The sequence below is a fragment of the Paraclostridium sp. MRS3W1 genome (genome assembly GCF_032465715.1).
Lineage (GTDB): Bacteria > Bacillota > Clostridia > Peptostreptococcales > Peptostreptococcaceae > Paraclostridium > Paraclostridium dentum.
The window spans coordinates 1-761 of sequence record NZ_JAWDJM010000123.1 but is presented as its reverse complement, the minus strand read 5'-3'; the positions used below and the strand labels follow the sequence as shown (position 1 = coordinate 761).

Genomic DNA, 761 nt, shown 5'->3' with positions numbered 1-761 from the left:
ATTTTAAGGAGAGGGTAATAATGAAAGAGAATAATCAAAACTATGGAAAGTTAGATTTTGTAAAATTAAATGAAACTTTAGCAGATCCAGAATTTGCAAATTGGTATTATAATCAAATAATGAATGGAACTGATGCAAATTTAGAGATAATGGGATTTGTAGATATTTTAAAGAAATACTCAGACGGGGAATACAAATAAATAAAAATAAACCTCACATTTGTGAGGTTTATTTTTATTTATTTGTATTTTTTATAAAACAATTCGTATAAAGGTATAGTTATGACTGAAGCAATAAAAGCATCTATCATATCATGCATTGTATCTGCAAGTCCACCAACTTGCATATTTGTTCCAAAGAAACTATCTATTAAAAATTCAGATATCTCCCATAAGCCAGCTATAGCCATGCTAAAACAAAACGTAAATACAATGATAACTTTCCTGTCAATTATCGTGTTTGAATTAGAATTTAGTAGCACAAAGGCATCATATGCAAATAAAACGGCTAAAACACCTGATAGAAAATGCATTATATCATCATAGTGGTTAATTATTCCATAAAAATCGAAACTGGAACCCAAGTAAGATGAAAATAAAACAAATATAAGTATTGAAAAAATTAAAATAGAAGAAATTACATTAATAAATTTTTTAGTTGTAAATTTTATAAATACAGTTATCATTAGAGAGCAAAAACAGGGTGCTATTTGAAATGGTTCTCCAAAGAAAATAAAGTATATTAAGGAAACTGTATATAAT

2 protein-coding genes are annotated in these 761 nt (G+C 26.4%); one reads left to right on the top strand and one right to left on the bottom strand.

The genetic code is table 11. The features are described from left to right. Positions 1–200, top strand: a 200-nt coding sequence (locus tag RWY47_RS10005) for a hypothetical protein (protein ID WP_316030313.1), incomplete at its 5' end; no start/stop codon positions are given. A gap of 38 nt (positions 201–238) precedes the next feature. Here RWY47_RS10005 and RWY47_RS10000 read toward each other — a convergent pair. Further along, a partial coding sequence (locus RWY47_RS10000) for a DUF2238 domain-containing protein (RefSeq protein ID WP_316030312.1) occupies positions 239–761 on the bottom strand: 523 nt, incomplete at its 5' end.